Source organism: Ruegeria sp. C6 (genome assembly GCF_056537625.1).
In genome coordinates, this window is sequence record NZ_JBQFRW010000003.1 from 271,708 (window position 1) to 296,915 (window position 25,208).

The following is a 25,208-nucleotide window of genomic DNA, read 5'->3' on the forward strand; positions in this document are numbered from 1 at the left end:
AACTGCTTTATAGCGGAGCCAGCAACCCGGTTTCTTTCACCGCCTCCATCGCAACGAAGGTGGAGGTGTTGGCAACATGCGGCAGGGATGAGATTTTCTCGGCTAGCACCGTGCGGTATTCTGTCATCGATCGGGTCCGGATTTTAAGCAGATAGTCAAAGTTGGACGCGATCATATGAGCCTGTTCAATCTCAGCAACTCTGCGCACCGCTGCATTGAACTCGGCCAGTGCTTTTTCACGAGTATCTGTGAGACGCACCTCGACAAAGGCCACATGGTCAAGGCCCAGACGGATCGGGTCCAACATGGCGCGATAGCCTGTGATGATCCCGTCAGCCTCAAGCCGCTTGAGCCGCGCCTGTGTCGGCGATTTTGACAAGCCGATCCTGCGCGCAAGGTCCGTCACTGAGATGCGGCCATCTTCAGCTAATGCCGTAAGGATCGCACGGTCAAAGCGATCAAGGCTGGACAAGTCGTTTTGCATAATCAGGCTCCTATATTTCAGTCAATTCGACCAGAATTCGAGGAAATTCGGTCCATTCTCCTGACTATAGGCGGTTATATTAGGCAAAAGCCCCGGAGTACACATGTCACACAGCCTACGCACCAAAATCGACACTCAGACTTATGCCGACCAGTCCACTGTACTGGACGCGCTGATCTATCAGGCCAAGCTGTCAGAGGCCGACCGAACGGCCATTTGTGAGGCTGCAGCACAGCTGGTGCGCGACATCCGCTCAAGCACGTCGCCTGGCATGATGGAAGTGTTTCTGGCTGAATACGGCCTGTCCACAGATGAAGGCGTTGCGCTTATGTGTTTGGCCGAGGCGCTGTTGCGTGTACCAGATGCGGATACCATTGACGCACTGATCGAAGACAAGATCGCCCCGTCAGACTGGGGAAAACACCTGGGACAATCATCCTCGTCACTGGTGAACGCGTCGACATGGGCGTTGATGCTAACAGGCCGGGTCCTGGACGAAGACAAATCCTCGCCCGTCGGCGCGCTGCGAGGGGCCATCAAGCGGCTGGGTGAACCAGTGATCCGCACCGCCGTTGGTCGTGCGATGAAAGAAATGGGGCGTCAGTTCGTTTTGGGCGAAACCATTCAATCCGCCATGAAGCGCGCCAAAGGAATGGAAGATAAGGGCTATACCTACTCGTACGACATGCTGGGCGAGGCGGCACGTACCGAGGCCGATGCTGCCCGCTATCACCTGTCTTACTCGCGCGCGATCGCCGCTATTGCCGAGGCCTGCACCCATAAAGACATTCGCGAGAATCCGGGCATCTCGGTCAAGCTGTCGGCCCTGCACCCCCGTTATGAGCTGGCACAGGAACAACGGGTGATGGACGAACTGGTGCCCCGGCTGCGCGCGCTGGCTTTGCTGGCCAAGGCAGCGGGCATGGGGCTGAACGTTGACGCGGAAGAGGCCGATCGCCTGTCGCTCTCGCTGCAGGTGATCGAAGAAGTTATGGCAGAGCCTGCACTGGCCGGTTGGGACGGGTTCGGCATCGTCGTGCAAGCCTACGGCCCACGCGCCGGGTTGGTGCTGGATACGCTCTACGAGATGGCCCAGCGGCACGACCGCAAGCTGATGGTGCGGCTGGTAAAGGGCGCTTATTGGGATACCGAGATCAAGCGCGCGCAAGTCGAGGGCGTCGATGGTTTTCCGGTCTTCACCGATAAGGCGGCGACGGATGTGTCCTATATCGCCAACGCCCGCAAACTGCTGGGAATGACCGACCGTATCTATCCGCAATTTGCCACGCATAACGCCCATACGGTCAGCGCCATCCTACATATGGCGGACGGCCAGCCATTCGAATTCCAGCGCCTGCACGGGATGGGTGAGACCCTGCATCAGATCGTGCGCAACAAGCGGACCTCGCGCTGCCGTATCTATGCTCCGGTCGGCGCGCATCGGGATCTGTTGGCCTATCTGGTACGTCGCCTTCTGGAAAACGGGGCAAATTCCTCGTTCGTCAATCAGATCGTTGATGAGGAAGTCGCCCCAGAAACCGTTGCCGCAGATCCGTTCGTGGCCGTTCAAACACCTGGCAAACCGCTGCCAACCGGGCCTGAGTTGTTCGCACCGGAACGCCCAAACTCGAAAGGCTTTGATCTGCACCATACGCCGACGCTGGACCAGATTGACATCGCACGCGACGCCTTCCGCGCCCATCATTGGTACGCCCGCCCCTTATTGTCGGATGATGCACAGCCTTTGGCAGACACTCCCGTGATCAATCCTGCGCAACCGCAGGATCGCCCCGGTTCGGTTGCTGCGGCCAGCCCCGAAGACGTGGAACTGGCGTTGGCCAGCGCTTGCCCATGGCAGGCCTCAGCCGAGAAGCGCGCTGACATTCTAAATAAAGCAGCCGATCTCTACGAAGCGCATTTTGGAGAGCTGTTTGCCCTGCTCGCCCGCGAAGCCGGAAAATCTGTGCCCGATGCAGTTGCCGAGCTGCGCGAAGCGGTTGATTTCCTGCGCTACTACGCCGCCAATATTCCTGCCGCCAAACCCGCCGGAATATTCACCTGCATCAGCCCGTGGAACTTCCCTCTGGCGATCTTCACCGGGCAGATATCGGCTGCGTTGGCCACTGGCAATGCCGTGCTGGCGGCACCTGCCCCGCAAACGCCACTGATCGCCCATCGCGCAGTTCAGCTGATGCACGAAGCAGGTGTTCCACGCGATGCGCTGCAACTGCTTCCGGGTGGGCCGAAAGTGGGCGCGGCGTTGACGTCGGATGAACGCGTCTCGGGCGTGGCCTTTACCGGCTCGACCGCGACCGCGTTGAAAATCCGATCCGCCATGGCACAGCATATGCGTCCGGGCACGCCATTGATCGCCGAGACCGGCGGCCTGAACGCGATGATCGTAGACAGCACCGCGTTGCCGGAACAAGCCGTGCAGTCGATTATCGAAAGCGCGTTCCAATCGGCAGGCCAGCGATGCTCGGCCCTGCGCTGCCTCTATCTGCAAGAGGATATTGCCGATGACGTTCTGACCATGCTGCAAGGGGCGATGGACGCTTTGCAGGTGGATGATCCCTGGCTGATCTCGACCGATTGTGGTCCGGTCATTGACGCGCAAGCCCGGCAAACCATCGCGGACCACGTGGCTCGCGCTCGTGCCGAAGGACGGGTGCTGAAAGAGATGACAACGCCTCCCGAGGGTACATTCATCGCACCGGCACTGATCGAAATACCCGGCATCTCGGCGCTAGAGCGCGAGGTGTTCGGCCCGGTGCTGCACGTCGCCCGGTTCAAGGCACAAGAGATCGACAAGGTCATCGCGGATATCAATGCCACGGGCTACGGCCTGACCTTCGGCCTGCACACGCGTATCGACGACCGGGTGCAGCATGTGACCGAGGCGATCCATGCCGGTAATATCTACGTCAACCGCAACCAGATCGGCGCGATCGTCGGTTCGCAACCCTTCGGCGGCGAAGGTCTGTCCGGCACCGGCCCCAAGGCGGGCGGCCCGAACTATATGGCACGGTTCTGCGCGCCTGATCGGCAGAATGCTTCGGGACGCTGGGACAGTTCGGCTGAACCAGGTGCGCCCGAAGGGCAACCTGCAACGCCCAGCACCCAATCTCTGCCCGGTCCCACCGGCGAATCAAACCGCCTGACCGAATATGCCCGTGCGCCGCTTTTGTGCATGGGTCCGGGGGCCGAGGCCGCCAAGGCTCAGGCGGATGCGGTCAAATCGTTGGGTGGTACTGCGATCCAGATGACCGGCACATTGGACCTGCACCGCCTTGAAAACCTGACCGGTTTCTCGGGCGTTCTGTGGTGGGGCGACGATGACACTGCCCGCCAGATCGAACAGCACCTGGCCCGGCGCGATGGCCCGATCATCCCGCTGATCCCCGGGCAGCCCGACCGTGCGCGGGTGCTGGGGGAACGCCATGTCTGTGTCGACACCACCGCCGCCGGAGGCAACGCCGCCCTTCTGGGAGGTGCGGCATAACCGGACCTTGACGCTGGGCGGCGAAAAGCCCAGCGTCGCGCCATGTTTCCGATCCGAGACCATAAGCCTTCGGGGCGTACTCCGTTTGTTGTTTATGCCCTTATGGCTGCGAACATACTGATCTTCCTCAGCTATGTGGGTGTCATGGAGAATGCGCGGCTGATCAATCAGCTTTATATTGACTACGCGGTCATTCCTGCCCGGATAACTGACGGCTATGGGTTCGAGACACTCGTGACGTCAATGTTCCTGCATGGGGGCTGGATGCATCTGGCGGGAAACATGCTGTTTCTGTGGATATTCGGCGATAACCTCGAAGACGAAATGGGGCATGTGCTGTTTCTCGTGTTCTATCTGCTGGCGGGAATCGGAGCGGGGCTGATTCACGTCATTTCGGCACCGGATTCGGTGGTGCCAACAATTGGCGCGTCCGGAGCGATAGCCGGTGTCATGGGCGGCTATCTTCTGCTTTTCCCAAAAGCGCGCGTAGATATCCTGCTGATTCTGATCGTCTATATCCGGATCTTCACTATCCCGGCCTTTATCATGCTGGGTGTCTGGCTGGGCCTGCAATTCCTTGGCAGCCTCTCCAGCAATCCCGATGAAGGTGGCGTTGCCTATTGGGCGCATACCGGAGGGTTCTTTGTTGGTTTGATACTGTGCATCCCCCTATGGCTCAGGCGTGGAGGGACTGGGTTCTGGAACCGCACCCACGGCCATCCACCGCATCCGGAACACAAGTACAAACTCTCGCAATCACGCATCCCCAGAGTGCCGCGCAAATAATCAAGCGTCAGCTCTTGGGTAGCCTACCGCCGCTCAGGTGGGTGATCTCTTGCGCCGCGCGCATGACCAGATCGCCCAACTCGGGCGCGCGTTCACGGCTGAACCTTACGGTGGGTCCGGATACCGAGATACCGGCGCAAGGCTCAGCCCTGTCATTGAAGATGGCCGCACCAATGCAAGACATACCTTCATACCGTTCTTCGTGATCGTAAGACCAACCTCGGGTACGAGTTTCAGCCAGATCTGCATACAGGCCCGAAGCGGGCAACTGCGTATTTTCAGTGAAAGCAACCGGATCAATCCGGCCCAGAACTTTGCCTAAACTCTCTTCGCTCAACGCAGCGAGAATAGCCTTTCCTGTACCGGACGCATACATGGGCGTCCGCGCACCGGGTGGAAAGAAGGCCCGGATGGGGTTCTGAGTTTCGACCTGCCCGACAAAGACCACCTCTGCTCCATCGGGTACGGCCAGATTTGCGGTCTCACCGCTGTCTTGCATCAGACGCCGCAGGATCGGCCTGCCGATTTCCAGAACGCTGTTGCGCCGCAGAAAAGACGCACCGGTCCGATAGGCTTCGATTCCGACCAGCCATTCCTGCCGTTCCTCATCAAAGGATACGAACCCATGTTTTTGCAGTGTCACCAGAATGCGATGCGTGGTGGCTGTCGGAACATCAACCTCGCGGGCAAGATCGCTCAGCGCGACGCGCTCTAGCCGGGCAACAGTGGTCAGTACGCCCAGCGCCCGATCCAATGATTGCATGGTCCCGGCCGAACTTTCTTTAAACAGCGATTTGGGTCTGCCGCGCGGCCGCTTTTGCGCTTCCATTTCTCACCTGACCTTCGGATCCCCCCCGAAAACTCGAACCAATTTTTTTGGCCCGGAATTCTCAGAGATCATTTTGATAAACTGAATTCCTATCCGTTTCAGCATCTTATCAATTTAACGGATAAAATGAAAATATTTTTCAAGAAAATTGCAACACACAACCGTTCAAGCGACACTTGGGCCCAAAGCAGAGGATTGAGTTATGTCGCATCAAAACCCGGTCTTTATCCCAGGCCCAACCAATATTCCTGATCGTTTGCGCCTTGCCATGCAAGTTCAGACGCAAGACCACCGCGCCCCGGATTTCGTTGAAACCTTCGCCCCGGTACTGGAAGACACAAAACAGGTTTTCGGCACCACCGAAGGCCAGATAATCACTTTTCCAGCCAGCGGAACGGGCGGTTGGGAGGCAGCGATTACAAATACGCTCAGCCCCGGTGACAAGGTTCTTGTCGCCCGCTACGGCGTCTTCAGCCATCGCTGGATCGATCTGTGCGAAAGACACGGGTTGGACGTTCAGATTGTTGAATGTCCATGGGGAACAGGCGCGCCAGCCGACAGGTTCGAGGCCATCCTGTCCGCGGATAAAGCGCATGAAATTAAGGCCGTATTGGTGACGCATAACGAAACCGCGACAGGTGTGCGTTCCGATATCAGCGCTGTGCGCGATGCGATGGATGCGGCACATCACCCGGCCATGATGTTTGTGGATTGCGTGAGCTCTTTGGCCTCAATGCCGTTCGAGTTTGACCGGTGGGGCGTGGATATTGCAGTCTCGGGGTCGCAAAAGGGGTTCATGCTGGCCACCGGCATGGCAATCCTATGCGTTAGCCCCAAGGCACTGGCGTCGATAGAGACCGCGCAACTGCCACGCACCTTCTTTGATTTCCGTGATATGATGTCGGCAAATGCGTCTGGCGGCTTTCCCTATACTCCGCCTTTGCAGCTGATCTACGGTATGCGCGAAAGCCTTAAGATGTTGTTCGAGGAAGGGTTGGACAATGTCTATGCCCGCCACACCCGTCTGGCCGAAGGTGTGCGCCGCGCGACTGCGGCCTGGGGCCTGAAGTTGGTCGCACAATCTCCTGACCTCTACTCGGATACCGTCAGCGCCATTTTTGTGCCCGAAGGCTTCGACAGCAACGAACTGACTGACCATGCCTTCAACACCTATGGGGTATCCTTCGGCATTGGTCTGGGTGAGTTGAATGGCAAAGCGTTCCGCATTGGCCACTTGGGCAGCCTGACCGATGTTATGGTCCTGTCGGGGCTGGCCACGGTCGAGATGGCCATGGCCGATCTGAACTACCCAGTGAAGCTTGGCAGCGGGGTTGCTGCGGCGCAGGAATTCTATCGCGCCAGCTCAACCAGCCACGCAAAAGCCGCAGCTTAGGAAGGACAGTCATGTTGGATCAAATCCCCGTCGCCGAACTGACCTATGCCGACGTACAGGCTGCGCACGAAAGGATCGGGCCGCACATCCGACGCACACCGGTAATGACCTCGGACTATCTGAATGAATTGACCGGCGCACAGCTGTTCTTCAAATGCGAGAACTTTCAGGAAGCAGGTGCATTCAAAGTGCGCGGTGCCAGTAATGCGGTCTTCGGCCTAAGCGATGAAATGGCGACCAAGGGTGTTTGCACCCACTCAAGCGGGAACCACGCCCTGTCGCTGTCATATGCGGCTGGTCGCCGGGGCATTCCATGCAATGTGGTGATGCCGCGCACCGCGCCGCAGGCCAAGAAAGACGCGGTACGACGCTTTGGTGGTACGATCACTGAATGTGAGCCATCCACCTCTTCCCGCGAGGCGACGTTTGCCGAGGTGCAGGCCCGAACAGGCGGAGAGTTCGTGCACCCGTACAACGACCCTCGTGTTATCACTGGTCAGGCCACATGTTCGGCTGAATTGCTTGAGCAGACCGATGGCCTGGATGCAGTGATCGCGCCAATCGGCGGTGGCGGGATGGTCTCAGGCACCTGTCTGACGGTTTCGAACTTGGCACCAGAAACCGCGATCTATGCGGCTGAGCCTGAGCAGGCGGACGATGCGTACCGTTCCTTCAAAGCGGGCCATATCATCGCGGACGATGCCCCCAAAACGGTGGCGGACGGGCTGTTGGTCCCGCTCAAGGAAAACACATGGCACTTTGTGTCGAACAATGTGACCGACATCTTCACCGCGTCCGAGCAAGAGATCATCGACGCAATGAAACTCACCTGGAAATACTTGCGCGTGGTGATGGAGCCGTCTTCGGCCGTTCCGCTGGCCACCATTCTCAAGAACCCCGACATCTTCCGGGGCAAACGCGTCGGCGTCATCATCACCGGCGGCAACGTGGATCTGGATAAGCTGCCCTGGCTGAAAGGGTAAGGAGAAACAGGATGAACAAACCGATGAACAGTGATCAATTCGAAGTTGGCTATGACATTCCTGCCGCGATCGGCATGGATGAATCCGAAATCCAGACTCCTTGCCTGGTCCTTGATCTGGACGCGCTCGAGCGTAACATCAAGAAGATGGGCGACTATGCCAAGGCACATGGGATGCGGCACCGGGTGCATGGCAAGATGCACAAATCCGTAGACGTCGCGAAGCTGCAGGAACAATTGGGCGGCGCAGTCGGCGTCTGCTGCCAAAAGGTTTCCGAGGCCGAGGTGTTTGCGCGCGGAGGCATCAAAGACATTCTGGTCTCGAATCAAGTGCGGGACCCGGCCAAGATTGACCGTCTGGCGCGCCTGCCGAAGCTTGGTGCACGCACAATCGTTTGCGTCGACGATGTGGACAACGTCGCTGACCTTTCTGCTGCTGCCGCTAAGCATGGCACTGAATTGGAGGTTTTTGTCGAGATCGACTGCGGCGCGGGCCGCTGTGGTGTCACCACGACCCCCGCCGTGATCGAAATCGCCAAGGCGGTTGAGGCCACCCTTAACCTGAAATTTACCGGCATTCAGGCCTATCAAGGCGCGATGCAGCATCTGGATACGTATGAGGCACGCAAAGAAAAACTGGATACCGCAATCGCCATGGTCAAGGATGCCGTCGACGGATTGAAGGCTGAAGGGATCGAATGCGAGCTGGTTTCGGGCGGCGGTACGGGGTCTTATTACTTCGAAAGCAACTCGGGCGTTTATAACGAGCTGCAGTGTGGCTCTTATGCCTTCATGGATGCTGATTACGGTCGGATTCTGGACAAGGACGGTCAACGGATCGATCAGGGTGAATGGGAAAACGCCTTGTTCATTCTGACCAGCGTGATGAGCCACGCCAAAGCGGACAAGGCAATTTGCGATGCGGGTCTGAAGGCCCAATCAGTCGATAGCGGCCTGCCCTTCATCTTTGGGCGGGACGATGTGGAATACCTGAAGTGCTCGGACGAACACGGGGTGATTGGCGATCCGGATGGGGTGCTGAAGGTCAACGACAAGCTGCGGCTGGTGCCCGGCCACTGTGACCCGACCTGCAACGTTCATGACTGGTACGTCGGTGTGCGCGGCGGCAAGGTTGAAGCCCTTTGGCCGGTCTCTGCACGTGGCAAGGCCTATTGATCAACAGATGAATGCAGGGGCGGACGTTTAGCACCGCCCTTTCTAATGCCATCAAAAAGAAAGACAAACGCGATGATCATCGTTCCTGAAAAGGAAATCGGCGCTCTGTTAGGCCGACAGGAAAGCTATACTGCGGTTGAGCAGGTATTTGCCGCGATGGCGGCTGGGGATGCCTACAACTTCCCGGTCGTGCGCGAGGCCATAGGTCATGCGGATGCGCTCTATGGGTTCAAGGGCGGGTTTGATCGCGAGGGCATGAACCTTGGCCTGAAAGCAGGCGGGTATTGGCCAAACAATCTGGAAACGCACGGGCTGATCAATCACCAATCCACCGTGTTTTTGTTTGATCCAGATACGGGTCGCGTTCGGGCCATCGTTGGGGGCAACCTGCTGACCGCGCTGCGCACGGCTGCAGCCTCGTCGGTTTCGATCAACCATTTGGCACGCAAGGATGCCAAGGTGATCGGAATGGTTGGCGCCGGGCATCAGGCGACATTCCAATTGCGCGCGGCATTGGAACAGCGGGACTTTGAGAAAGTCATAGGCTGGAACTTGCATCCAGAAATGCTGCCAAATCTCGAAAAGGTCGCGGCTGAAGCGGGGCTGCCTTTTGAAGCTGTGGATCTGCCCGGCATGGTGCAGGCGGACGTGATTATCACCATCACCTCCTCCTTCGCGCCAACACTGATGTCCGAGCACGTCTCCGACGGCACACACATCGCATGTATGGGCACCGATACCGTCGGTAAGCAAGAGGTCGCCACAGACCTGATCGCGCGCGCAAGCGTCTTTACCGACGAGGTCGCGCAGGCCGTGACATTGGGTGAAAGCCAACATGCCGTGGCTGCCGAAATGAAAGCCGAAGGCGATATCCGGCAGATCGGAGAGGTCATTAACGGGACCCATCCCGGGCGTGTGTCCGAGGCTGAGGTGACCGTGTTCGACGGTACTGGCGTGGGGCTGCAAGATCTTGCGGTGGCCAGCGCGGCAGTTGATCTGGCGGTCCAGCAAGGGATCGCGATCGAGGTCGACTTCTAAACCAAAACGCGCGCCCGGACCGGACGCGCGTACCATGATCAAATGACCGGGGTTGAATATCAGCCCCGAATTACCTTTGCGAAATTGTCAAAGATCGGCTCATTGGCGCAGATCACTTCGCCATCCTCAAGCACGCTGCCTTCGGGGTTCAGCGCCTGAACAAAGCCGCCCGCCTCTTTCACGATGATGATGCCTGCGGCCAGATCCCAGGCGTTCAGGCGACGCTCCCAAAAGCCTTCGTAACGACCGGCGGCCACATAGGCCATGTCCAGCGCGGCAGCACCCCAGCGACGAACACCTGCACAGGCAGGCATCAGACGGGCCAGGTCCTGCAAGGTCGCAGGCAGGTCCGAACGGCCACCGAATGGCAGACCTGTCGCGAAGATCGACTCGATCATGCGATGGCGGCCCGACACACGGATGCGCATGTCGTTCATCCACGCACCTTCGCCTTTTTCGGCAAAGAACATCTCATCCTTGGCAGGGTCATAGATCACACCCGAAACGATCTTGCCCTTATGTTCCAACGCGATTGAAACGGCCCAGTGCGGCAGCCCGTGCAGGAAGTTGGTGGTCCCATCCAGCGGGTCGACGATCCAGCGACGAGTCGGGTCTTCGCCGTCAATCGCGCCGCCCTCTTCGGCCAGCCAACCATAGGTCGGACGGGCACCCAGCAATTCCTCTTTCAGGATGGCTTCGGCCGCGATATCGGCCTTCGATACAAAGTCGCCCGCACCTTTCATCGACACCTGCAGGTTCTCGACTTCACGAAAATCCTTGACCAGAGAACGCCCCGCCTTGCGCGCGGCCTTGATCATGATGTTGAGATTTGCACTGCCAACCATTTTCCAAAGGCTCCTGTCCGGTCAAGCCGCGCGTATACTGGGGCAACGCGCCCTTGCCAAGAGGAATGATGCGCATGGCTGATCTGCGTCCGGTGTTATTGAGTCTGAAGCTTACGCGCCTCGGTCCGCGCCAGTTTCACCAACTCTTGCACAAAGGGTTTTTCAAGGTCTTCGCTGCGGACCGCAGCATATAACCTGCGGGTAATCCCATCTTTGGTAAGCGGGCGCGTGACGTAGTCCGAGCTATACTTTACCTCGCGCACCACCCAGTCCGGAAGAACGGATATGCCCCTATTCGAAGCCACCAACAACAAGATCACAGCGGTCAGTTCAACCTGTCGGATGGTGGCAGGCTCGACCCGGGCCGGGATCAGCAACTGACTGAAAACATCTAAACGGGTTCGTTCGACCGGGTAGGTAATCAGTGTCTGACCTCGGAAATCTTCAGCTTCGATATAGGGCTTTTCAGCCAATGGATGCGAAGACGCCGCGACAAATACGGCCTGGTAGTCAAAGAGTTCGACAAATTCGACACCCGGCAGATCTTCGGGGTCAGAGGACACCACCAGATCAACCTCTTCCTTCTGCAAGGCGGGCAACGCGTCGAATGCAAGGCCCGGGCGGATATCCACATCAACGTCTGACCAGGATTTACGGAAAGCTTCAAGCACCGGAAACAGCCACTCGAAACAAGCGTGACATTCGATCGCAATGTGCATCCGACCGGTGCGACCGTCGCGCAGCGATGAAAACTCATCCTGCATCGCCTCGACCTGAGGCAGAATTTGTTCAGCGAGACGCAGCAGCCGCAAACCAGCTGCCGACAACTTCATCGGCTTGGATCGACGTAAAAACAGCTCGACCCCGGCCTGATCTTCCAACCCCTTGATCTGGTGACTTAGTGCGGATTGCGTGATGTTTAGCTGATCAGCTGCACGCGCAAGCCCACCGCATTCGTGGATGGCTTTGATCGTCCGTAAGTGGCGAAATTCGATATGCATTACTCACGCAACTCATGTTGTTGTTGAACAATATGAGTTTGTCTCACAATGCATCTGATGGCACAAGGGCATAAATGACAGCTACGAGGCCACCATGACCAAGCCTGAGATTTCATTCGAGTTCTTCCCGCCGCAGACTCTGGAGGCCTCGTTTCGCCTTTGGGATACGGTTCAGACCTTGGCGCCGCTGAACCCGCGGTTTGTATCGGTGACTTATGGTGCTGGTGGTACAACACGTGAGTTGACGCGTGATGCAGTTGCAACCTTACACAAATCCTCGGGGCTGCCTGTTGCTGCGCATCTGACCTGTGTCGATGCCTCGCGTCAGGAGACGCTTGAGATTGCAGACACATTCGCGCGCGCAGGCGTTCAGGATATCGTTGCCCTGCGTGGCGACCCCCCCAAAGGTCAAGACCGGTTTGCCCCCCACCCGGATGGCTTCGCCAACTCGGTAGAACTGATTTCTGCACTAGCCGAGACCGAGATGTTCAGCGTCCGTGTCGGCGCTTATCCGGATAAACATCCAGAAGCAAGCAATGCCCGCGCTGATGTGGATTGGTTAAAGGCCAAGCTGGATGCGGGCGCGGACGAGGCGTTGACCCAATTCTTCTTCGAGGCTGAAACCTTCTTCCGGTTTCGCGATGCCTGCGAAAAAGCGGGGATCGACAAGCCTATCGTACCGGGCATTCTTCCCATCGAGAACTGGAAGGGTGCGCGTAACTTTGCAAAACGCTGTGGCGCCCACATTCCCGACTGGATCGAGAACGCATTTGACAAAGCAATCCGGGACGATCGCGAAGATCTTCTGGCGACGGCGCTATGCACCGAACTCTGCTCGGACCTGATAGAAGGCGGCGTGGACAAACTGCATTTCTATACGCTCAACCGACCTGAGCTTACTCGAGATGTCTGCTTTGCCCTGGGCATTACACCCCAGACCGAATTGCAGAACGTCGCCTGATCCCACAGTTTTTGCGTTTGCCCTGTATCGCCGGGCGTGGCAGTCGTCTGCCATGCTCATTTGCGACAACCGCTGCGCAGGCGACAATCTCGATATGCACCCGTCAACTGTTGCCCTACCTCAGTCTAATTCCTGAAAAAATTTGACAAAAATGTGATCAATGGCAATCTGACCCCGTTGTAGTTTTAATGAGTGTTTTGAGTATGAAGCCAGTGAGCAAGGTACAGGCTCGGGCCGAAGCGTTGCAGGTTCTTGGTCTGCCCCCAAATGCAAACGCAAACGAGATTCGTGAAGCCTGGCGCAAAATCGCGTTCCACGATCATCCTGATCATACCGACGGTGATTATTCCGGTTTTTCGGATGCTAAATCAGCCTATGATTTTTTGCGTAAAGAAGGGATGACACGCAAAAACGGTTTAGATTCTTCTACACCGCGTCGTCCTCGTTTGAAGAAACGCGTAATCGAACTGGCCGCAGATGAAATCAAAGCTTGTCACGATCTGTTAAAACCTGAACGCGCGCTGAAGGATTTATCGGAACTGGGTGAACCGGACGCCGCCAAAAGCGCCCGCGAATCTTCGGACCATGTTCCTGATGCAATCGGATGCTTCGGGCGCGATCTTACCTACTTCGTCGCATCGTCAGTCTGCGAAGGGTCTAACCGCGTTGCATTGCCAACCTCGGTACTTTCCGGCTACCGCAAGTCAGAAACAGAGATTCTGACCTTTCGGTCCAAGGGCTCGGGCTCCGGTGAGATTGTCATTCCTGACCCGATACGCGAGAGGAAATTTCCCGGTGCCAAGAGTGTAACAATACGGTTCGAAGCGGATCAACACATGCGGGATATGTTCGAGTTGGCGGGGTGAGAGAACCCGCCAGCGAAAAAAGCCCGGCCTTAGTGGCCGGGCTTTCTTTCATTAATCGGAATCAGTTGGAAATCGGGCCTTCTGATGTGAATTTCGGGATCACGCTGGTCGAAGCGGCATCCCCTTCGATTCCGGGCCAGTTGCCTTCCGCCAGGTCGATGTTGGCCGGAACATCCTCTTCCCAGAAACCAACAACAACATCAGTGATGTTCAGATAGAGCTTGTCATCGACAATACGCCACAGATTTGGGTTGCCCGGAACCTTGCCGCCTTTCGACACGCCGTATGCACAATGGCCATCATATTGCGGTGCGTAAAAGGCCGGGTTTTCCAGAAACTTGTCACGGTTCTCTTCGGTCGCAAACGCCCAGGTAACACCATTATAGTCTGCGGTGATGTCGGCCCGACCGCGAACAGCCTCGGGTTGCGACTGGCCTAAGGGCACCTGATCCAGGCTGCGGTAAGCAACAACGTCGTATCCCGATACGGCAAATCCGGTGCCATCAACATATTGTTCTCCGGCGAACGCGGGCACGGCAAAAGCCATCGTCGCGGCAAGGGTCAGCGCAAAGCGTTTCATGTGATTGGTCCTCATGTCCTTAAGGTTTCTGGTCACCCGAACTGCGGGTCTGGTCAAACAATAGGTAATTTTGGCCCGGCGCGAAGACCCGCTCGCGCCGCTGTGAAAACCAGAGGGGTTTTGTGAGGTGAACGAGGTGCAATGTTACAAATATCTCGCCACATCCGGGGTTGGACTTTGAGTTTTGCAATATTAGCTGTGAAGGCGGCGGCGTTTTGGCCAAATGATGCAGAAAGGCAAAAGATGAGCGAACAATCCACTTACACACCCCCAAAGGTCTGGACTTGGGACAGCGAAAGCGGAGGACGCTTTGCCAATATAAACCGGCCCATCGCTGGTGCGACCCACGAAAAGGATCTCCCGGTCGGGAAGCACCCGCTTCAACTGTATTCGCTCGCCACCCCGAACGGCGTCAAGGTTACGGTCATGCTGGAGGAGCTTTTGGCATTGGGCCATTCCGGGGCCGAATACAATGCGTGGCTGATCAACATCGGTGAAGGTGATCAGTTCAGCTCGGGCTTTGTCGGGGCCAATCCTAACTCGAAGATACCGGCGCTGTGGGATCATTCAGGTGAAACACCTGTGCGCGTTTTCGAGAGCGCCTCCATCTTGCTGCATCTCGCTGAGAAATTCGGTGAGTTTCTGCCCGCCAGCGGTGCCGAACGGACAGAAGTGATGAACTGGTTGTTCTGGCAAATGGGCAGCGCGCCATATCTGGGCGGTGGCTTTGGCCACTTCTACGCTTATGCGCCTGAGAAATGGCAATATCCGATCGACCGTTTCGCGATGGAGGCCAAACGCCAGTTGCATGTGCTGGAACTGGAACTTGCCGATAAGCCTTATATTGCAGGTCAGGATTATACGATCGCCGACATGGCGATCTGGCCGTGGTACGGGCAGCTTGTTCTGGGCCGTCTATACGATGCGGCAGAATTCCTGGATGTCGAAAGCTATGAAAACGTGATGCGGTGGGCCAAAGCCATCGATGCTCGCCCCGCCGTTCAGCGCGGCCGGATGGTCAATCGTGCGTTTGGAGAGCCGCATACGCAGTTGCACGAACGCCATGACGCCAGCGATTTTGAGACGCGCACGCAGGATAAACTGGAAGCGGCAGACTAACGCCCTGCGCTACTTCAATATTGGGGGCCGCTCGGGATCACTGCCCGGCGCGGCCCTTTCCATTTGGGGCGCTTGAGGCTGGGGCAAATCGAACCGCAGCCCAACCTTTGCCAAGGCAGAAGTAGCCGGATCCTGCACTTCAAAAAAGCCAACATCCAGCGCTCCGGCCTCGATCCCCGAAAAGGTCAATGCCTCGGATACGGCGCGTGCAAGCGCTGGCTGCGCGCCTTCGACCGCTGAAACAAAACCCAATAAATGGCCCTGCCCCCCATCTTCAGTCTTTGTCCCAACCAGAAACGCCGCCGCAGCCAGACCTGCAGCCGTCGCCAGCTTTGCATCAAGCGCGGTCAACAGAACATCAGGCAAACCGGAGGGCGGATGGAATTCGGCAAGTCGCTGCTGCACCTCCCTAGGACCATGCTGCAGCGTGTCAGACAACCAACCGAGCGCTTCAGCGGGGATCAACATCGACGACGGTGCAACATCAAGGTTCAGACCCAGCCCGACCCCCTGCCCCGACAACATCCCTGAAAGAACACGACCCGACAGAGCGACATAGGGGACCGGTCGACCCGCAAATGCCGCCAGTCGTTCCTCAAGATCAAACACCAGAACAAAACGACCATCCGCCACATCGAACAGCTCAGGCGAAATGCTTTCATCCTTCGCTTCCTCGGTCAGCATCAGGAACAGCTCGCTATCGGCCAGTCTTTCGAAAAAGCGTAGTCGAGCGTTGTCGTCTTCCGGGGCCGCCTGCATGGCGTTATGTGCAGCATCCAAAGCTGTGGCTTCAGTCATTCAGAACCTCGTGCACCCGTTTCTGTAGCACCGGCAAAAGCTCGGCCTCGAACCAGGGGTTTTTCTTCAGCCAAGCCGTATTGCGCCAGGACGGGTGAGGCAAGGCAAAGACGCGCGGCGCATGGTCTCGCCAAAGGCTGACGGTCTCGGTAACCGGTGTTTTTACGCCAAGATGGTATTTATGGGCATGACCCCCGACGAGGATCGTCAACGGTACTTCTCCCAACGTAGCCATCACTTTGTCATGCCAGGTGCGCCCGCATATCGGCGGCGGAGGCAGGTCGGCCTTGCGCTCATTGTATCCGGGGAAGCAAAACGCCATCGGCACGATGGATACGCGCGAACGGTCATAAAATGCGTTCTCATCCAGTCCCAGCCAATCCCGCAGCCGGTCACCCGAAGGATCGGTGAAAGGCTTCCCTGAAGCATGGACGCGCGCGCCCGGTGCCTGACCTGCGATCAAAATGCGCGCACCGGGGCGAAACCAGACCACCGGGCGCGGCTGGTGCGCAGTCGCGGTCTGCGCGAACCTGTCCGCACACAAACGGCAGGCTTGGATGTCCTCAATCAGCGAATTCATCGGATCAACAGGCTTTTGCAATGTTCATCGATGAAGATAGGCATCATCTACCCTCGAGCCAATGAAACCGTCCTTGCAACACATCAATGTCATGAACGCGGATGCGCATTGATCATTTGTTTCATATTTCGACATAATGTGGCCAACATGGATCGGTAGCACACCGATCCTCAAACCGTCAAAACCCCGAGCGATCTGCAGGCCGCACATGCTGGAATTCGAAAATGTCAGCAAGTCTTTCTGGACCGGAACCCGCCGCAAGGTGATTCTGGATCGGGTCTCGTTCCGGGTCGAGCTTGGAACATCTCTTGGCGTGCTGGCCCCGAACGGAACCGGCAAGACCACGTTGATCAACATGATGGCAGGGCTGGAAAAGCCCGACGAAGGCGTGATTCGGCGCGACTGCCGCGTATCCTTCCCCATGGGCTTTGCAGGAGGTGTGGCCAAGCGCCTGTCCGCGCTGGAGAACGCACGCTATATCGCGAAGATCTACGGCATGGATCCCGACTATGTCGAAGCCTACTGCAAATGGCTGTGCAACTTGGGTGAGTATTTCGACCAGCCGCTCGGAACCTATTCGTCCGGAATGCGGGCCCGGTTTACATTTGCACTGATGCTGGCCCTGGATTTCGATATGTATCTGATCGATGAGGGGATGCCCTCGACAACCGATGTCGAGTTCAACAAGAAGGCGGGCGACATTCTGAAAGAGAAGCTGCGGACAACGACTTTGGTGATCGTATCGCACAACCCTTCGCTTCTTGAAAAATTCGCGCGGCAGGCTGCGGTTTTGGTAGACGGCCAGCTTTACATGTTTGAAACCTTGGAAGAGGCAAAGCAGCTCTATGACTACCAAACCCAAGGCTAGGAAATACAATCCCGACCGCACGGCACGCGGTTCTGGCACTGCTGAGGCACGCTCGGACGCCATTTCACGCATCCGAAAGGCGACCCAAGGCACAGACTCGGCTGACGACACTCAGCAACCGGGCAACGAGTTGGATGCGATCAAACGCGAAGGTCTGACAGGGCGGCAATTGCGCGTCGCGCGGCGTTTGGCGCACAAGAACGGGCTGGCGGCGACGTCAGACTACGATGCGGTCCGGCTGTTACGAAAGAAAGGAATTGATCCGTTTCAGCGCACAAACCTGCTTGATCTGGCAGCTCCTGACCAAGGTAAGCCAACTGGTGATGACGCCGCGCAAGACAATATAAAGATTCACCTGCCGCAAACGACCAGGGACTCGCAGAAGAACCTGCCAGGACCCGAACTCAGCCCGGCCGAACGTCGTGAATATGAAATCGGGCAGATCCAGAAAGACATCGCCCGCCGCCGCCGCCGCAAGCTTGCCGGGCTATTCGCACGATTGACGGTGTTCGTATTCATTCCAACGTTTATCGTGGGCTACTATTTCTATCGCGTGGCGACGCCGATGTATGCCAGCGACTCGGTGTTTTCGATCTTGCAAGCGGATGGCGGCGGTGCCTCGTTCGGTGGATTTCTGGCGGGCACGCAGTTTGCGACGGCGCAGGATTCCGTGTCCACTCAGGAATTTCTGGAATCCAAGGATGCATTGGAACGGCTTGAGCGTGATGTCGGATTTACTGAGTTTTTTCGGCAGGATTGGATAGACCCGATCCAACGATTGCCGGCTGATGCGACGCTTGAAGAAACCTACAAGCTTTATAAGCGTATGATCACAATCGGATATGATCCTAGTGACGGCGTCATCCGAATGGAGGTCGCAGCGCCGAGCCCCGAGATAGCGGTCGATTTGTCCAGGCGGCTTATCTCTTACGCGGAAGAGACCATCAATGGTCTGACTGAATTGAAACGCGAAGACCAGATGCGCGATGCCTTGGCGAGTTTTGAGGCTGCGCAAGAGGCACGCAGACAGGCTCAGGAAGACCTGATCGAACTGCAGCTACAAGGTGCGATACTGGACCCGCAAAGTGTGATCGCCAGCCTGCGAGGAAGGATCGATCAGTTCGAATTCGAGCTGCAGGACAAAGAACTACAATTGGCCGCGCTTCTCGATAATACGCGCCCCAACCAGGCCAAGGTGGATGGTACACGGGCAGATATCGCGCGGCTGCAAGCGGTCCTTGATGAGTTGAATGCCGAGATGCTGGATGTGTCAGCGGGCGAAAATTCGCTGGCGCGTTTGAGCGTGCGAATCCAGATGGCTCAGGCCGATCTGGCGGCGCGTGACATGATGCTGCAAACGGCAATGCAGCAAATGGAAGCTACGCGGACCGAGGCCAATCGAAAAGTGCGGTATCTGACCGTCTCGGTGAACCCGGTCGCCAGCCAAGAGCCTAGCTATCCGCGCAAGTTCGAAAATACGATTTTGGCATTCCTGTTATTTGCTGGTATCTACCTGATGATCTCGCTTACCGCGTCGGTCCTTCGTGAACAGGTATCCTCGTAAGACTCATGAAACATGTAAAAATAGCCGACCTGACGGTTGGCAACGACCTTCCGCTGACCATCATTGCCGGCCCTTGCCAGCTTGAAACCGCCGATCACGCCCAGATGATCGCAGGCACTATGAAAGAAGCATGTGACGCCGCCGGGGCGCAGTATGTATTCAAGGCTTCGTATGACAAAGCCAACCGGACCTCGCTGTCCGGCAAGCGCGGCATGGGCATTGATTCCGGGCTGCAGGTGCTGGAAGATATCCGCAAGACCATGGGCATACCGGTACTGACCGATGTCCATACCGAAGCGCAATGCGCGATTGCGGCTGAGGCCGTCGATATTCTGCAAATCCCTGCGTTTCTGTGTCGTCAGACGGACATGCTGCTGGCGGCGGGCAATACCGGAAAAGCGGTCAACGTGAAGAAGGGACAGTTTCTCGCCCCGTGGGAAATGCCGAATATCGTCACTAAGATCGAAAGCACAGGCAATCAGAACATCCTGCTGACCGAGCGTGGAACTTCGTTTGGCTACAATACGCTGGTCGCGGACATGCGATCGCTGCCGCAGATGGCGCAAACCGGATACCCGGTCGTCATGGACGCGACCCACTCGGTGCAACAGCCCGGCGGCCAAGGTGGTTCCTCGGGTGGACAGCGTGAGTTTGCGCCGGTGATGGCGCGCGCCGCTGTATCTCTGGGCGTCGGAGCCGTTTTCATAGAAACCCATCAGGATCCCGACACCGCCCCCTCAGATGGGCCGAACATGATCCCTCTGGATCAAATGGGCCATCTGGTTGACACATTGATGCGATTTGATGCGCTGGCCAAAGAAAACCCAATTCAGATTTAACGATTGAGATTTGTGATGACCAAGCCTTTGCCTGAGGTGACCCCAAACACCTGGAGCTTTCTGCGCGATCCGATGATCAAGCCCACGGGCTTTCGCGAATATGACGCGCGTTGGAAATACCCCGATGAGATCAATCTGCCAGGCATGACGGCCCTGGGTTTGGGTCTGGGCACACAGATGCTCAAACGCGGGATCGAACCCGTGATTGCAGTGGGAAATGACTATCGTGATTATTCCCTGTCGATCAAAAACGCTCTGATCGTTGGACTTATGCAGGCGGGTATTCAGGTGAAAGATATCGGCCCAGCGCTCAGCCCGATGGCGTATTTCGCGCAATTCCATCTGGACGTACCGGCGGTTGCGATGGTCACGGCAAGCCATAACCCGAACGGTTGGACCGGCGTCAAAATGGGCTTTGACCGCCCACTGACCCACGGCCCTGACGAAATGTCGGAACTGCGCGACATCGTCTTGAATGGGGAAGGCGTCGCGCGCCCGGGCGGGTCATATGAATTCGTCGACGGTGTGAAAGAAGCCTATATCTACGATCTGGTCGGTGACTTCAGAATGTCACGTCCGCTGAAAGTGGTCTGCGCCACCGGAAACGGCACCGCCGCCGCCTTCGCGCCCGAGATTTTCGAAAGGATCGGGGTTGAGGTTGTGCCCAGCCACACACGGCTGGATTACACATTCCCCAATTACAACCCGAACCCGGAAGCCATGGAAATGCTGCATGACATGGCCGACACAGTCAAATCCACCGGCGCGGACCTGGCGCTAGGGTTTGATGGGGATGGCGATCGTTGCGGTGTTGTGGATGACGAAGGCGAAGAGATATTTGCCGATAAGGTCGGCATCATCATGGCCCGTGATCTGGCCAAGCTGCATCCAGGTTCGACCTTTGTAGCCGATGTGAAATCCACTGGGCTGTTCGCCAGCGATCCCGAGTTGCAAGCGCTTGGGGTCAAAGCCGACTACTGGAAAACCGGCCATAGCCATATGAAGCGCCGGGTCAAGGAAATCGGTGCGCTGGCTGGGTTTGAGAAATCGGGACACTATTTCTTGGCGGAACCGGTCGGGCGCGGATACGACTGCGGAATGCGCGTGGCGGTGGAAATCTGCAAACTGATGGACCGCAACCCGGACAAAAGCATGTCAGACCTTCGGAAAGCACTACCAAGGACATGGTCGACACCCACCATGTCTCCGTACGCAGCGGATACAGAAAAATACGATATACTGCAGCGCCTGGTCGGCAAATTGGTTGCCAAGGCCGACGCCGGCGAACACTTCGCAGGGCGGGCTATCAAAGAGGTCGTGACCGTCAATGGAGCCCGGGTCATTCTGGACAATGGCAGTTGGGGCCTCGTTCGCGCGTCATCCAATACACCCAATCTGGTCGTCGTCTGCGAAAGCAGCGAAAGCGAGGATGAAATGCGCGCGATCTTCGCAGATATCGACGCCGTCATTCGAACTGAACCCGGCGTGGGCGAATACGATCAGACAATCTAAATGACACTATGAAGGGCGCCCATTTCGGCGCCCTTTGTCATCGCGCTTAGATCAATCCCCGCCAAATAGCTTGAGCAAACCTTTCTTGGCCTCCTCTTCAAGCTTGTTTTTCAGCGCATCTTCGATGTGATCGGTATCCGTCACCGTGGTATCCAGTTCTTTCCCAACCTTTTCCAGAACCTTCTGCTTTGCGTCATCTTCCAGCTCTTTAACTTTGCCTTCGGCTGCTGCCTCAATGACTTTGGTAAGGTCCGGCTTGATCGACGGATCACTCCACGGACCTTTGATCCGAACAGGCACCGAAATCCCCTGCCCTGAGTTGGCGCGCAAGGCGACCGGAGTGAACAGATAATCGATATCGCGCGCACCTAGCCCGATCCTACCGGCACCGTCCGCCCGGAAATTATCCAGCTGCATCAACAGGTCCTTGTTGGTCAGATCACCATTCTGCATCGTAAAGCTGGCCGTGAGGCTGTTGAATACGGTCGTACCACCCGATCCCTCTCCGCGCCCCATAAGGCGATCAAGATCCAGCCCCGAGATAACGCCGCGCCCGACCTCGATGTCCCCTTTGCCGCTGAGCGATCGCATGATCTGATCTTCGCTCTGTCCGACGCCCAGAAATTCAAGATTGCCTGAACCGGTGCCCGAAAGCCGTTTGATATCCCCCAGCGTTTCGAGCGCCTCGTTGATATCGATATTGGCGGCTTTCAGATTTCCACCAACCGACAGACCGTTGCGATTATTGGCGACCACCTGGCCATTCAGTTGCCCCGAGAACAGCGAGGCCGGGTGCATCTGCAATACAGCCCGCGACCGATCAAGGCTGAGTGTCAGATCACTTTTCCCAAAGGTCATACCCGGAACCGCAATCGAGGTGGCTTGCAAGCGGATCTTGCCATTTGCCAGCGCCAGAAACGACGCATCAATTGGGGCTTTTGACCACCCTTCCGTATCTAAGGTGCCGTCAGAAGCGTTGCCTCCGCTTACCTTCGATAAGTCGAGATCGCCTGCGTTCAGACGCGCAGTCATCTGGGGCGGATTTGAAATCTGGATATCAGCTTCGCCCTCAAGCCGGTTTTGATCCAGAACCGCGATCATGTTGCGCAATGAAATCCGCCCGTCCCGGGTATAGGTCATCTGCCCGGATACGCTCGCGACCTGTCCTAGTCCCTCCGGAACGGTGACTCCTCCCTGACCAAACGCGGCCAGCATCTTTTGAGTGTCCTTGGCCGTGACCGTCGTCTTGCCATCCATTTCGCCGGCCAGATTCACCCGGCCCGAGAACTGAATATCTCCGCCAGGCGCGGTTAGGCTCAGCTGCAACGGCGTGACAGCGCCGCTGGAAAATGCGGGCAAGTCGGGGATGGTAAGGTCCACTGCGACGCTGCCTCCGGGGACGGACATACTGGCTTGCATTTCCATTGGGGCCGTTACGTCAGGCCAGCGGGCCGAAAGATCGACATCGGCAAAATCCATACTAACCGCGCCATTCTCAAGATAGATTAGGCGCGCATTGGTCAGTTCCAACCGCTCGAGCGTGATGGGTCGGCTTTCAACGGCTTGCGCCGTAGCGCCGGTTTGCGAGGAGTTACCTGGCTGATGCAGCTCCCAGTTGCCGCGCCCATCGGCGCGTTCAAGGCGTAGAACCGGGCTATCGGCCAACACCCGTTTGATCCGGATATTCCCAGACAACAACGCCGAGGCATCGACCCCAACCGCGAGGCTTTGGGCACGAAGCATCGGTTCCGGCCCGGCCCAAGGCGCATTGCCAAATGTCACAGGGCCGGTTTCCATCCCCAATACCGGCCAAAATGACAGTTTGACGTCACCGGTCAACTCGAGATCGCGGCCTGTTTGCGCCTTGACTTGTTCAGCGAGTATTGTCGCCAGTTTTTCGCCCGGCATCAGCAGCAAGGCACCAATGACCAGCCCGAAGGCTGCAACTATGAGAAATAGAAAACGAATGAGCCACTTCATGGGTCTGCCTTTCCGGCCTTTCTGCTCTGTTTCAAGTCAGCCCCGAGCGGGCGGGATTTGCAAGGGGAAGCTTTCCCCTCTATATGCCCGGCCATGAGCACGAACCCACCGAACCTCCGCCCCGATCTAGCCCCAGAGGCCCGGATCGCCGAGACGCCCCGCCGTGGCCAACCGACCCTTGGAATGGTGTCGCTGGGTTGTCCAAAAGCGCTGGTTGACAGCGAACGCATCCTGACCCGGTTGCGGGCCGAGGGGTACGGCATTTCGCCGGACTACACGGGTGCTGATGCCGTTATTGTGAATACCTGCGGGTTTCTGGACAGCGCCAAGGCCGAGTCGCTGGACGCAATTGGCGAGGCATTGGTTGAAAACGGCAAGGTCATTGTGACCGGCTGTTTGGGGGCTGAGCCTGACTATATCCGGGAACACCATCCGCGCATTCTGGCGGTTACAGGACCGCATCAGTACGAACGAGTGCTGGACGCAGTACATGCAGCCGTACCACCCGATCCAAACCCTTATGTCGATCTGCTGCCCGCTTCGGGCGTCAAACTTACCCCGCGCCACTATAGCTATCTCAAGATTTCCGAGGGCTGTAATCATAAGTGCAAGTTTTGCATCATCCCCGACATGCGCGGTAAACTCGCAAGCCGCCCGGCCCATGCAGTGCTGCGCGAGGCTGAGAAACTTGTCGACAGCGGTGTGCGCGAACTGCTTGTGATCTCACAGGATACCTCGGCCTATGGGCTGGATCGTAAGTATGACGTGAACCCATGGAAAGATCGGGAGGTGCGCAGCCATATCACCGATCTGGCACGGGAACTCGGCCAATTCGATGCGTGGGTCAGGCTTCATTACGTCTATCCCTACCCCCATGTGCGCGATTTGATCCCGCTGATGGCAGATGCGGGTAGCAATGTGCTGCCGTATCTCGACATTCCATTCCAACATGCGCATCCCGATGTTCTGAAACGTATGGCCCGCCCTGCCGCCGGGGCAAAAACTCTGGACGAGATTGCCAACTGGCGCGCTATTTGTCCGGATATCACTTTGCGGTCCACGTTCATCGTCGGCTACCCCGGCGAAACCGAGGCAGAGTTCCAGACGCTCCTGGACTGGATGGACGAAGCGCAGTTGGATCGTGTCGGCTGTTTCCAGTACGAAAATGTCGATGGCGCCCGCTCGAACGACCTGCCGGATCACGTCCCGGTCGAGGTCAAGCAAGAGCGATGGGAGCGTTTCATGGAGAAAGCTCAGGCCATTTCTGAGGCCAAGCTGGCAGCAAAGGTTGGCCAAAAACTCGATGTCATCGTAGACGAGGTGGATGAAGAGGCCGCGACCTGCCGCACTAAGGCCGATGCTCCAGAAATCGATGGCAACTTGTTTATCGACGAAGGCTTCGAAGGCCTGAAACCCGGTGATATCGTCACGGTCGAGGTAGATGAAGCCGGAGAATACGACTTGTGGGGGCGTTTGCACCCCTCGGCGTAACGAAAGGCGTCTGT

Annotated in this window: 22 protein-coding genes; 14 read left to right on the top strand and 8 right to left on the bottom strand. The window is 57.2% G+C overall.

The features are described 5' to 3' along the window. Positions 1 to 7: 7 nt before the first annotated feature. Positions 8 to 484, bottom strand: coding sequence for a winged helix-turn-helix transcriptional regulator (locus tag ACR0MJ_RS12860; protein ID WP_170401672.1), 477 nt, complete (start codon positions 482 to 484; stop codon positions 8 to 10). 103 nt (positions 485 to 587) lie between these two features. On the opposite strand from ACR0MJ_RS12860, the gene putA reads away from it, so the two are divergent. Both putA and ACR0MJ_RS12870 read left to right on the top strand, forming a co-directional pair. Further along, positions 588 to 3,986 (top strand): bifunctional proline dehydrogenase/L-glutamate gamma-semialdehyde dehydrogenase PutA, encoded by a 3,399-nt coding sequence (putA, locus tag ACR0MJ_RS12865; RefSeq protein ID WP_480761233.1) that lies wholly within the window; start codon positions 588 to 590, stop codon positions 3,984 to 3,986. A gap of 42 nt (positions 3,987 to 4,028) precedes the next feature. Then, on the top strand, positions 4,029 to 4,772 hold the full coding sequence (locus ACR0MJ_RS12870; RefSeq protein WP_480761235.1) for a rhomboid family intramembrane serine protease: 744 nt from the start codon (positions 4,029 to 4,031) through the stop codon (positions 4,770 to 4,772). 7 nt (positions 4,773 to 4,779) lie between these two features. On the opposite strand, the gene ACR0MJ_RS12875 is transcribed toward ACR0MJ_RS12870, so the two are convergent. After that, a complete protein-coding gene (locus ACR0MJ_RS12875; protein WP_170512457.1) occupies positions 4,780 to 5,601 on the bottom strand; it encodes an IclR family transcriptional regulator in 822 nt (273 codons plus the stop codon). Between the two features lie 202 nt (positions 5,602 to 5,803). Here ACR0MJ_RS12875 and bhcA point away from each other — a divergent pair, with 202 nt between their 5' ends. From bhcA to bhcD, 4 genes are all read left to right on the top strand, one after another. Continuing rightward, complete coding sequence (gene bhcA / locus ACR0MJ_RS12880) at positions 5,804 to 6,994, top strand: L-aspartate--glyoxylate aminotransferase BhcA (RefSeq protein ID WP_480761236.1); 1,191 nt, start codon at positions 5,804 to 5,806, stop codon at positions 6,992 to 6,994. A gap of 11 nt (positions 6,995 to 7,005) precedes the next feature. Further along, complete coding sequence (gene bhcB / locus ACR0MJ_RS12885) at positions 7,006 to 7,977, top strand: beta-hydroxyaspartate dehydratase BhcB (protein ID WP_480761237.1); 972 nt, start codon at positions 7,006 to 7,008, stop codon at positions 7,975 to 7,977. 11 nt (positions 7,978 to 7,988) lie between these two features. Beyond that, positions 7,989 to 9,152, top strand: coding sequence for a 3-hydroxy-D-aspartate aldolase BhcC (bhcC, locus tag ACR0MJ_RS12890; RefSeq protein WP_480761238.1), 1,164 nt, complete (start codon positions 7,989 to 7,991; stop codon positions 9,150 to 9,152). A 72-nt stretch (positions 9,153 to 9,224) separates the two neighbouring features. Then, positions 9,225 to 10,190, top strand: a complete 966-nt coding sequence (gene bhcD, locus ACR0MJ_RS12895) for an iminosuccinate reductase BhcD (protein WP_170636040.1) — start codon at positions 9,225 to 9,227, stop codon at positions 10,188 to 10,190. Between the two features lie 59 nt (positions 10,191 to 10,249). On the opposite strand, the gene ACR0MJ_RS12900 is transcribed toward bhcD, so the two are convergent. Together ACR0MJ_RS12900 and ACR0MJ_RS12905 are read right to left on the bottom strand one after the other, a co-directional pair. Beyond that, positions 10,250 to 11,035 (bottom strand): inositol monophosphatase family protein, encoded by a 786-nt coding sequence (locus tag ACR0MJ_RS12900; RefSeq protein WP_170392295.1) that lies wholly within the window; start codon positions 11,033 to 11,035, stop codon positions 10,250 to 10,252. 95 nt (positions 11,036 to 11,130) lie between these two features. After that, positions 11,131 to 12,036 (bottom strand): LysR family transcriptional regulator, encoded by a 906-nt coding sequence (locus ACR0MJ_RS12905; RefSeq protein WP_170564044.1) that lies wholly within the window; start codon positions 12,034 to 12,036, stop codon positions 11,131 to 11,133. A gap of 94 nt (positions 12,037 to 12,130) precedes the next feature. On the opposite strand from ACR0MJ_RS12905, the gene metF reads away from it, so the two are divergent. After that, on the top strand, positions 12,131 to 12,997 hold the full coding sequence (gene metF, locus ACR0MJ_RS12910) for a methylenetetrahydrofolate reductase [NAD(P)H] (protein ID WP_170512439.1): 867 nt from the start codon (positions 12,131 to 12,133) through the stop codon (positions 12,995 to 12,997). Positions 12,998 to 13,200: 203 nt separating this feature from the next. After that, positions 13,201 to 13,863, top strand: a complete 663-nt coding sequence (locus ACR0MJ_RS12915; RefSeq protein WP_170401705.1) for a J domain-containing protein — start codon at positions 13,201 to 13,203, stop codon at positions 13,861 to 13,863. Between the two features lie 61 nt (positions 13,864 to 13,924). Here the strand turns inward: ACR0MJ_RS12915 and ACR0MJ_RS12920 are convergent, their stop codons facing one another. Next, positions 13,925 to 14,443 carry a YHS domain-containing (seleno)protein gene (locus ACR0MJ_RS12920; protein WP_170420652.1) on the bottom strand — a complete coding sequence of 173 codons (519 nt, stop codon included), beginning with the start codon at positions 14,441 to 14,443 and terminating at the stop codon, positions 13,925 to 13,927. A gap of 243 nt (positions 14,444 to 14,686) precedes the next feature. Here ACR0MJ_RS12920 and yghU point away from each other — a divergent pair, with 243 nt between their 5' ends. Then, entirely contained in the window at positions 14,687 to 15,562 is an 876-nt protein-coding gene (gene yghU, locus ACR0MJ_RS12925; protein WP_170625217.1) for a glutathione-dependent disulfide-bond oxidoreductase, read from the top strand. Positions 15,563 to 15,571: 9 nt separating this feature from the next. Here the strand turns inward: yghU and ACR0MJ_RS12930 are convergent, their stop codons facing one another. Together ACR0MJ_RS12930 and ACR0MJ_RS12935 are read right to left on the bottom strand one after the other, a co-directional pair. Continuing rightward, the gene (locus ACR0MJ_RS12930) at positions 15,572 to 16,360 is read right to left on the bottom strand and encodes an SseB family protein (RefSeq protein ID WP_480761241.1); all 789 of its coding nucleotides are present in this window, start codon (positions 16,358 to 16,360) and stop codon (positions 15,572 to 15,574) included. Beyond that, complete coding sequence (locus ACR0MJ_RS12935) at positions 16,353 to 16,940, bottom strand: uracil-DNA glycosylase family protein (RefSeq protein ID WP_480761242.1); 588 nt, start codon at positions 16,938 to 16,940, stop codon at positions 16,353 to 16,355. Before ACR0MJ_RS12935 ends, ACR0MJ_RS12930 begins: the two co-directional genes overlap by 8 nt. A gap of 208 nt (positions 16,941 to 17,148) precedes the next feature. Between ACR0MJ_RS12935 and ACR0MJ_RS12940 the strand changes: the two genes are divergently transcribed. Genes ACR0MJ_RS12940 through ACR0MJ_RS12955 form a run of 4 tightly spaced genes read left to right on the top strand, consistent with a single transcriptional unit; the run spans position 17,149 to position 21,723 of the window. After that, the gene (locus ACR0MJ_RS12940; RefSeq protein WP_170392311.1) at positions 17,149 to 17,808 is read left to right on the top strand and encodes an ABC transporter ATP-binding protein; all 660 of its coding nucleotides are present in this window, start codon (positions 17,149 to 17,151) and stop codon (positions 17,806 to 17,808) included. Next, positions 17,786 to 19,372 carry a capsule biosynthesis protein gene (locus ACR0MJ_RS12945; protein WP_170392313.1) on the top strand — a complete coding sequence of 529 codons (1,587 nt, stop codon included), beginning with the start codon at positions 17,786 to 17,788 and terminating at the stop codon, positions 19,370 to 19,372. Before ACR0MJ_RS12940 ends, ACR0MJ_RS12945 begins: the two co-directional genes overlap by 23 nt. 5 nt (positions 19,373 to 19,377) lie before the next feature. Then, a complete protein-coding gene (kdsA, locus tag ACR0MJ_RS12950; RefSeq protein ID WP_170564054.1) occupies positions 19,378 to 20,211 on the top strand; it encodes a 3-deoxy-8-phosphooctulonate synthase in 834 nt (277 codons plus the stop codon). Between the two features lie 15 nt (positions 20,212 to 20,226). Beyond that, positions 20,227 to 21,723, top strand: coding sequence for a phosphomannomutase/phosphoglucomutase (locus ACR0MJ_RS12955; protein WP_480761243.1), 1,497 nt, complete (start codon positions 20,227 to 20,229; stop codon positions 21,721 to 21,723). 51 nt (positions 21,724 to 21,774) lie between these two features. Here the strand turns inward: ACR0MJ_RS12955 and ACR0MJ_RS12960 are convergent, their stop codons facing one another. Then, positions 21,775 to 23,703, bottom strand: a complete 1,929-nt coding sequence (locus tag ACR0MJ_RS12960) for an AsmA family protein (RefSeq protein WP_480761245.1) — start codon at positions 23,701 to 23,703, stop codon at positions 21,775 to 21,777. Positions 23,704 to 23,796: 93 nt separating this feature from the next. Here ACR0MJ_RS12960 and rimO point away from each other — a divergent pair, with 93 nt between their 5' ends. Continuing rightward, positions 23,797 to 25,194: a 30S ribosomal protein S12 methylthiotransferase RimO gene (gene rimO, locus ACR0MJ_RS12965; protein WP_480761246.1), complete on the top strand. Its 1,398-nt coding sequence runs from the start codon at positions 23,797 to 23,799 to the stop codon at positions 25,192 to 25,194. The last annotated feature ends 14 nt before the right edge of the window (positions 25,195 to 25,208 follow it).

Excerpts from the sequence above, each read along its gene's own strand:
- ACR0MJ_RS12860 (WP_170401672.1), bottom strand. The coding sequence starts at position 484 with ATGCAAAACGACTTGTCCAGCCTTGATCGCTTTGACCGTGCGATCCTT.
- putA (WP_480761233.1), top strand. The coding sequence starts at position 588 with ATGTCACACAGCCTACGCACCAAAATCGACACTCAGACTTATGCCGAC.
- ACR0MJ_RS12870 (WP_480761235.1), top strand. The coding sequence starts at position 4,029 with ATGTTTCCGATCCGAGACCATAAGCCTTCGGGGCGTACTCCGTTTGTT.
- ACR0MJ_RS12875 (WP_170512457.1), bottom strand. The coding sequence starts at position 5,601 with ATGGAAGCGCAAAAGCGGCCGCGCGGCAGACCCAAATCGCTGTTTAAA.
- bhcA (WP_480761236.1), top strand. The coding sequence starts at position 5,804 with ATGTCGCATCAAAACCCGGTCTTTATCCCAGGCCCAACCAATATTCCT.
- bhcB (WP_480761237.1), top strand. The coding sequence starts at position 7,006 with ATGTTGGATCAAATCCCCGTCGCCGAACTGACCTATGCCGACGTACAG.
- bhcC (WP_480761238.1), top strand. The coding sequence starts at position 7,989 with ATGAACAAACCGATGAACAGTGATCAATTCGAAGTTGGCTATGACATT.
- bhcD (WP_170636040.1), top strand. The coding sequence starts at position 9,225 with ATGATCATCGTTCCTGAAAAGGAAATCGGCGCTCTGTTAGGCCGACAG.
- ACR0MJ_RS12900 (WP_170392295.1), bottom strand. The coding sequence starts at position 11,035 with ATGGTTGGCAGTGCAAATCTCAACATCATGATCAAGGCCGCGCGCAAG.
- ACR0MJ_RS12905 (WP_170564044.1), bottom strand. The coding sequence starts at position 12,036 with ATGCATATCGAATTTCGCCACTTACGGACGATCAAAGCCATCCACGAA.
- metF (WP_170512439.1), top strand. The coding sequence starts at position 12,131 with ATGACCAAGCCTGAGATTTCATTCGAGTTCTTCCCGCCGCAGACTCTG.
- ACR0MJ_RS12915 (WP_170401705.1), top strand. The coding sequence starts at position 13,201 with ATGAAGCCAGTGAGCAAGGTACAGGCTCGGGCCGAAGCGTTGCAGGTT.
- ACR0MJ_RS12920 (WP_170420652.1), bottom strand. The coding sequence starts at position 14,443 with ATGAAACGCTTTGCGCTGACCCTTGCCGCGACGATGGCTTTTGCCGTG.
- yghU (WP_170625217.1), top strand. The coding sequence starts at position 14,687 with ATGAGCGAACAATCCACTTACACACCCCCAAAGGTCTGGACTTGGGAC.
- ACR0MJ_RS12930 (WP_480761241.1), bottom strand. The coding sequence starts at position 16,360 with ATGACTGAAGCCACAGCTTTGGATGCTGCACATAACGCCATGCAGGCG.
- ACR0MJ_RS12935 (WP_480761242.1), bottom strand. The coding sequence starts at position 16,940 with ATGAATTCGCTGATTGAGGACATCCAAGCCTGCCGTTTGTGTGCGGAC.
- ACR0MJ_RS12940 (WP_170392311.1), top strand. The coding sequence starts at position 17,149 with ATGCTGGAATTCGAAAATGTCAGCAAGTCTTTCTGGACCGGAACCCGC.
- ACR0MJ_RS12945 (WP_170392313.1), top strand. The coding sequence starts at position 17,786 with ATGACTACCAAACCCAAGGCTAGGAAATACAATCCCGACCGCACGGCA.
- kdsA (WP_170564054.1), top strand. The coding sequence starts at position 19,378 with ATGAAACATGTAAAAATAGCCGACCTGACGGTTGGCAACGACCTTCCG.
- ACR0MJ_RS12955 (WP_480761243.1), top strand. The coding sequence starts at position 20,227 with ATGACCAAGCCTTTGCCTGAGGTGACCCCAAACACCTGGAGCTTTCTG.
- ACR0MJ_RS12960 (WP_480761245.1), bottom strand. The coding sequence starts at position 23,703 with ATGAAGTGGCTCATTCGTTTTCTATTTCTCATAGTTGCAGCCTTCGGG.
- rimO (WP_480761246.1), top strand. The coding sequence starts at position 23,797 with ATGAGCACGAACCCACCGAACCTCCGCCCCGATCTAGCCCCAGAGGCC.